This is a genomic window from Pseudopedobacter sp. (genome assembly GCF_040392825.1).
GTDB lineage: Bacteria > Bacteroidota > Bacteroidia > Sphingobacteriales > Sphingobacteriaceae > Pseudopedobacter.
Genome location: NZ_JBEBVH010000201.1, coordinates 1 through 7405, shown reverse-complemented (window position 1 = coordinate 7405; position 7405 = coordinate 1). Strand labels below are relative to the sequence as shown.

Here is a 7405-nt window from a genome sequence, read left to right as displayed (position 1 = left end):
CTTAATGTTAACAAACCATGAATTAGGAAATAAAAAAGGTCTGCTTGCCAACTGCAAACAGACCTTTTGATAAAAGAAAACAGAAAACTATTTATTTTCTTTAAGCTTATTATAACGTAATAAAGCTTCAAGGAAATAGTAATCTGCATATATTAACGGCACATCTATCTCACTATTGTGCGGAAAACTACCAACAGAGTGTTTTAAGATAAAACCAGAATTGGTACCCGGCTCGGCTAAATATTCTTTGCCTGACAAAGATTTCAATATATGCTCTGCTGCACCGAAATATTTTTTCCCTTCTTCTCCGGCATAGGTACTTAACTCTAACATTGCGGAGGCTGCCAAAGAAGCTGCTGATGCATCTCTGGGAATATAATTTAATTTATTTTGCCCCTTGTAATCCCAATCTGGTGTGTAGCCTTCCTGTTCTACATTAAAATCCCAGTAAGGTATTTTGTCTTCGGGAAGATTTGGATGATTGATAAAGAAATCTGCTACTTTTTTAGCATGTTCCAAATATTTCGGGTCTTTTGTTTCGCGATACATTAGCGTATAACCATAAATTGCCCATCCTTGTCCTCTTGACCATGTAGAGTTATCTGAATAGCCCTGGTTGGTTTGCTGATGTAACACCTCACCTGTTTTCACGTCGTAATCTACCACATGGTAAGTACTATAGTCAGCTCTAAAGTGGTTTTTCATAGTTTTATCTGCATGCGATATAGCTACATTTTTGTATTTAGGATCTCCTGTTAGTTTGGAAACATAGAAAAGCAATTCCAGATTCATCATATTGTCTATGATAACCGGATATTTCCATAGTGTTTTACCATCCCAGGACATCTTATCGTTCCACGATTTAATCAATCCTACGTTATCATAATATCTTGTTAGTGCAGATTCTGCAGACTGGATTAATATTTTATTGTATTTATTGATTTTAGCAGTATCTTTTTCTAATCTTACCGCATTTCCGTAAGAGCAGTACATTACAAAGCCAACATCGTGGTGTTGAGTTAAAAATTTAGCTTCTTCTAAAGCCTCTGTCCATTTTTCTGCTGCAGCTTTCCATTTCGGGTCCTGGCTATACTCATAAATATACCATAATCCGCCCGGGAAAAATCCCTGTGTCCAATCCCAGATATCGGTACCTTTTACAGACCCATCTGGATTTGTAGTACGGGGAAAACTGGTCAAATCTGTAGACTGGTTTAACATAATTTCGTATTGCTTTTCTGCTACATCGAAATCATTTTTCACAAAATCTTGTTTAGAACCACACGACGACAAGGCAGCAGCAAATGCAACGAAACTTACAATTAATGAATTTTTAAACATCACTTCTCTTTTATATATTTTTTATTTGATAGATTTAAAAAAGCCCTTAGTAAATTACCATCACAGTATTAGAACTAAAGGCTTTTTAAATTATGGATTAACCACTATTTCGAATTCTTTCACCACTTTATCTCCACCATAAACATTTTCATTGGAGGCTACAAAAGTGACTTTATAAGTTCCGGCTTTAGTAAACACATAGCTATACTCATCTATGCGCGTACTCATGTTTTTAAGAGCGACCCCTGTATCCGGAATAACAGAAGTTAAGAAGAATCCCTTAGTCATTACCCAGGCTTCATTCCCCGGAGCATTTGCACCAGCTCCCTGATTTCTTAATCTTGATGTATTAGCACCACCATCTATAATCCAATTTACGGCACTATTCCCTATCAACAACGACGACCAACCTCCTGTTGCTAAAGTAAGTACAGGAATAATTTTACCCTCTGTTGTTTTGGTTTTGATATCAAATTTATTGATGAACACCCTCGGTTGGGCAGAAGAATTACTTAAACCAAGATATTTAAAAGCGAAATAAATTGGTTTTTCCTTATCTATTGTAAAACCGATATTGGATAGCCCTAACAAATTAACCACGCCAGAAGCGGTATAGTTTTCTGCATTGTCTAATGGAGAAAAAGTAAAGGCACTTGAAATGTCAACCCAATCGCTTTCGTTAAAAGTGGTCTTATCTCCGTTATATTTTTGCGAAGCAAATAATGATATTGGATTGGGCTGTCCTGCTAAAGTTCCGTACCTTTTATGCGAAGCGAATTCAAGTGTAATTTCATTACTTTCTGCAAAGATTCTATTTCTATTGATATATTGATGACCTTCTTCGCCAGAATAAAATGTTAATTGGTCTGGATTTCCAGATACTCTAAAAGTGACTGTATCGTTTACCTTATATGATGTTTGCGTTGGAGCAACATCAAACTTTAATTCAACAGCTTCTTTTTTATTACAGCTCGATAATCCCAGAGCTATAATTGACATTAGAAATAATTTTCTCATTTTCATTTACAGATTAAAGATTACCAACCTTGATTTTGAGACATAGCTTTATTGAGCGATAATTCGTCTAGTGGTATAGGTAATAATACATTTCTGGACGACACGTTTTTTGGACCAAAAGCAGTATACTTACGGGCAGTAGGTGTATTTGCTTCGATATCGCTTGCTAAACCATGCATAGTATTTTCCAAAATATTCCATCTTACCAGATCGAACTTTCTCAAGCCTTCAAAGGCCAGTTCTCTAAATCGCTCGTTTCTGATAAACTGCCTCATCATATCTTTATCACCTCCTATAGCAGATGTGCTGTCTATAGCGTGTGCTCTATCTCTCACCATTTTCACTTTCAGTCCGGCTTCGTTTACATCATCTAATTCGTTTTTAGCTTCGGCATACATCAACAAAACATCAGAAAACCTTAACAAAGGAAAATTAATTGGTGTATAGTTTTTATGACGCGGCTTCAGCGTCTCATAGTTTCTTCTAAATTTGGCTGAAAACCTATTGTCTAATTCCGGTCTTGCACTAGATACTCCTGTTGTATTATTATATGCATATGGTGCAATATTCCAGTCTCTTCTTTGATCGGTATCATTAGCTCCGTAATGTTCATATAGCTTTCTGGTAGCTAATATAAAACCGTAACTATATCCTAAAGAATCTATGGTTTCTGATGTAAACTGGATTCCCGCAATATTACCATGTCGGCCAGCCTCAAAATCTGTAGAACGGTTACCTGCAAACTCTACTTCCCATATAGACTCGTCTATATTGAAGACAGATTCTGCAGCCATATCTTTAAATAATTGTTTATAGTCACCAACTAATTTATGCTGATAATCTCCATTTACAGGATTAACAAGTTTGCCTGCCCATTCCGCTGCTTTTTCGTAATAAGGTCTTCCTCCGTTTAAAGGTGCTCCTGCCATTTTAAGATAAACACGAGCTAATATTCCTCTAACTGCAGACTTGGTAACTCTTCCTGAATGACCATAAGCTGTAATTGGCTGTACCATACCCTCTGCTTCTTCCATTTCTGATGTAATGAAACTATACAAATCATTTAATGATGCTTTGGGTGTATTTACATCATTTACCGAATAAGTAGGTACTTTCTTTAGAGGAACTCCTCCGAAATTACTGGTTAATACAAAATAATAGTATGCTCTTAAAAACTTAGCTTCGCCTTTCGCTATAGTTTTCTTAGCTTCATCCATTTTCGCAGCGTCTACTTTACTTAAGAAAACATTGGCTCTTTCTACGCCTTCATATAAATATTTCCATAAGTTACGAACCAACTGATTGGAGGAATCGTAAATATAAACTTCGGGTCCTGTTAAAGCATTACTCCTTTGCCAAACACCTTCATCAGACATAGATAAATGATAAGGTAAGCTGCTTCCATAAAAATCTTCGTTCCCTAATACAGAATATATACCTGTTAAACCAATATTCACATCATTTTCATTAGTGTAATAGTTGTCTTTTACAACAAATGTTGGTTCTTTATCCAGGAAACTGGAACAGCCCGATGCACTTAGCACAGTAACAACCGAAAGCCCCAGAAAAGCCCTTTTATATAGAGGTGCTCTTTTTATTATATTTAAACTTTTCAATATCTTTTTCATGATCTGTCAATATTATAGTGAAAGATTTAATCCGAACACAATGGTTTTCGGTCTTGGATAAGAAGAATAATCAAATCCAGGAGTTAAACCAGAATACATTACTGCAACCTCAGGATCGTATCCCGAATAATTAGTAATAGTAAACAAGTTTTGTGCTGACGCATAGAATCTTAAAGATCTTATTTTGAACTTCTTAAGCGCTACCGGATCTATTGAATAACCTAAAGAGACAGTTTTTAATCTTATGTAAGACCCGTCTTCTACAACTCTTGTAGAATAAGAGTTACCTAACGGTCCCTGACCTCCTAATCTAAACATGTCTGTATCTGTATTATCCGGTGTCCATCTATCTGCAAAGGAGGCAAACTGGTTCGTTCTTGGCCTCACACCATATTCAAACATCAATCTGTTAGCATTTAAAATATCGTTTCCATAAGACCATTGGAAGAATACATTCAGATCAAATCTCTTATAATTTAATGTGTTTGAGAAACCACCCTGATGTATAGGATAACCTCTTCCAATAACTGTTCTATCGTTATCATTAACCACACCATCACCATTTAAATCTTTGTACTTGATGTCTCCCGGTTTTATACTCTCACGCGGATTTCCATTGGTTGGAATATTCCCTTTAAGCGCTCCCAATTCGTTAAAGTCTTCGGGTTGATAAACACCATCCCAAATCATGCCATAGAATTGCCCTAAAGGCTGACCTATTTTAGCTATATACAATGGAACAGTGGCATAATCCTTATCCCAATTTAATGCACTTGTTAATGATTCCTGATTTTGGGTTAAAGACAAAACTTTATTTCTATTGAAAGCTATATTAATTGATGAGTTCCAGTTAAAGTCTTTTGTCTTGATGATATCACCAGATAAACTAATTTCTAAACCTTCGTTACTTGTACTACCAATATTTTTAAATGCTGATGCATATCCTGTCGACGTTGGTAATTGTGCATTTAACAATAAATCTGTTGTTTTCTTTTTATAATAATCTACCGTTAAGTTTACCCTTTGCTTAAAGGCACCTAAATCTATACCTATATTGCTTTGTGCGGTGCTTTCCCATTTTAAATCCGGGTTAGCAAGCGAGCTAATGAATAAACCCTGTGCTAAAGAGTTTCCAAATGCATAATAACCATTGTCATTAGGACCAATATTATCAAAACTCAATCTCGCGTAAGTCGCGTACTCCGATACTCTGTTATTTCCTGTAACACCATAACCTAATCTTAATTTGGCTTCTGTGAAAACTCTTTGATTTTTCATAAAGTCTTCATTAATGAACCTCCACGCAAATGATCCTGATGGGAAAAATCCCCATCTGTTTCCTTCAGCAAATTTAGAAGAGCCATCTGCCCGGTAAGATGCTGTTAAAATATATTTACCATTATAGTTATAGGTAGCTCTTGCCAGATAAGACATTAAAGACCAAGATGTATTTATAGACATAATTGGCATTGCTGTTCCCTGACTAAGCCCTGCTAAGCCCAAACTTTCATTTGGCAAATACATAGCTCCTACACCATAACGTTTATAGTTATTTTCCTGAAACGTAACACCGGCTACCACATTTAAATTATGAACCTTATTAAAACGCTTGTTATAAGTCAACAAGTTTTCATTTAACCAGGTGTCGCTTTCGGTGTATAAGATACTACCGTTAACTTTATTTAAACTTTGCGGATGTCCATAGCGTGTTTGGGAATTATTAAATACATCGTTTCTCCAGTCCGAAGAGTTAATTCCTCCGCTAATTTTTAATTTCAGTTCTTTTGTAAATGCATATTCTGCAAAACCATTAAAGATTACGCGTTTATTAAAAACTTCTCTTAATTCATTTTTAGCAGATAAGATTGGATTTATACGATAATCATTATTTGTATTTACATCCGGATCTATTAAATTATCTGCAAGATCCTGATTCGGGATATAGGTAGCCGGACGGTAACCCCAAACACTGTACATTAAATAATTCATAGATGAATTTCTGGAATCCGGATCGCCCGGAGAAGTACCATATGTTTTAGTGCTGGTATATCTTGCATCTACTCCAACTTTAAATTTATCGTTAAATGTTTGATCTAAAGTTACTCTACCCTGTTTTCTATTGAAACCTGAGTTTATAATTACCCCTTTCTGGTCAAACAGATTGCCAGAGAAAGAATATCTGGTAGATTTATTACCTCCCGATACAGATAACGAATGGTCCTGCATACCTGCTGTTCTAAAAAGTTCGTCCTGCCAATCATATCCAGCAACATTTTTATAAAACTCTAAAGTTGTATCTCCCCTTAAATAGGTAGATTGAATTCCTGTTGGATCACGCTCTGCTTCCATTCTAACAAACTCATAAGGACTCATTAAATCCATTTTTTGGATTACATTCTGGAAACCTCCATATGCAGAGTAGTTGATAGTAGGCGCTCCCTCTTTTCCTCTTTTTGTAGTTATTAAAATTACACCGTTTGCACCCCTGGCACCATAAATTGCTGTTGCAGAAGCATCTTTCAATACTTCCATAGATTCAATTTCTGCCGGATTCAGAATATTATTATTGGCATCCTCCATCGGGAAACCATCTATAACATATAAAGGTGAGTTATCTTGTGTTAATGAATTGGCACCACGAATTACGATATTCATGCCACCGCCTGGTTTACCGTTTTCAGATTGTACCTGCACCCCTGCAACACGACCTGCCAATGCTTCCAATGCGGTACCTACCGGTGCTTTTTGCAAGTCCTCCATTTTCACAGACCCTACAGCTCCGGTAACATCCCTACGCTGCACTTCTCCATAACCAATAACCACTACTTCGTTAAGGGCTTTATTTTCTTGTGCCAGTTTTACATTGATTACGCTTTTATCTGCAACTGCAATCTCCTGCATCACGTAACCCAAGTATCTAAATACCAAGGTAGGTTTTTCATCAACCTGAACCTTAATGGTGTACTTTCCATTTACATCAGTAATAGCTCCTAATGTACTCCCCTTAATAGAAACACTTACTCCTACCAAGGGATCTCCTTGTCCTGCATCTAATACTAAACCTGTTACTTGTCTGGTGTTTTGGGCAGACAGATTTAGATAGGAGATGAGTAAGAATAGAAAAAGAAAAACCTTCCTCATAAATTTTTAATTTAATAGATCAATACCTTGTTTTTAATTCTTTTTCAGACTCGAATGTTTAGGTCTGATATTTCGTTTAATTAATGTGTTATCTCAAAATTCATGAAATATGCGTCAAAAGAAGGGTAATAATTAATTAAAATAAGGGTAATAATTAGTTTATAAAACACTTTAAAGCATACAATAGACCCGATTATTTATTTACCCCTATCAGGATTACCATTTCTTAGCTTCATTTAAAACCAGACCAGTTTGTTTTTTAAAAAGTGAGTTTATAG

Annotated in this window: 4 protein-coding genes; all 4 read right to left on the bottom strand. The window is 35.9% G+C overall.

Annotated features, from left to right (window positions below; all coding sequences use genetic code 11):
• Positions 1 to 87: 87 nt before the first annotated feature.
• Positions 88 to 1341 carry a glycoside hydrolase family 88 protein gene (locus ABWO41_RS13405; protein ID WP_353138892.1) on the bottom strand — a complete coding sequence of 418 codons (1254 nt, stop codon included), beginning with the start codon at positions 1339 to 1341 and terminating at the stop codon, positions 88 to 90.
• 90 nt (positions 1342 to 1431) lie between these two features.
• Positions 1432 to 2358: a DUF5017 domain-containing protein gene (locus tag ABWO41_RS13400; RefSeq protein WP_353138889.1), complete on the bottom strand. Its 927-nt coding sequence runs from the start codon at positions 2356 to 2358 to the stop codon at positions 1432 to 1434.
• A 20-nt stretch (positions 2359 to 2378) separates the two neighbouring features.
• Complete coding sequence (locus tag ABWO41_RS13395) at positions 2379 to 3986, bottom strand: RagB/SusD family nutrient uptake outer membrane protein (RefSeq protein WP_353138886.1); 1608 nt, start codon at positions 3984 to 3986, stop codon at positions 2379 to 2381.
• A gap of 12 nt (positions 3987 to 3998) precedes the next feature.
• The gene (locus tag ABWO41_RS13390) at positions 3999 to 7127 is read right to left on the bottom strand and encodes a SusC/RagA family TonB-linked outer membrane protein (protein WP_353138883.1); all 3129 of its coding nucleotides are present in this window, start codon (positions 7125 to 7127) and stop codon (positions 3999 to 4001) included.
• Between the last annotated feature and the right edge of the window lie 278 nt (positions 7128 to 7405).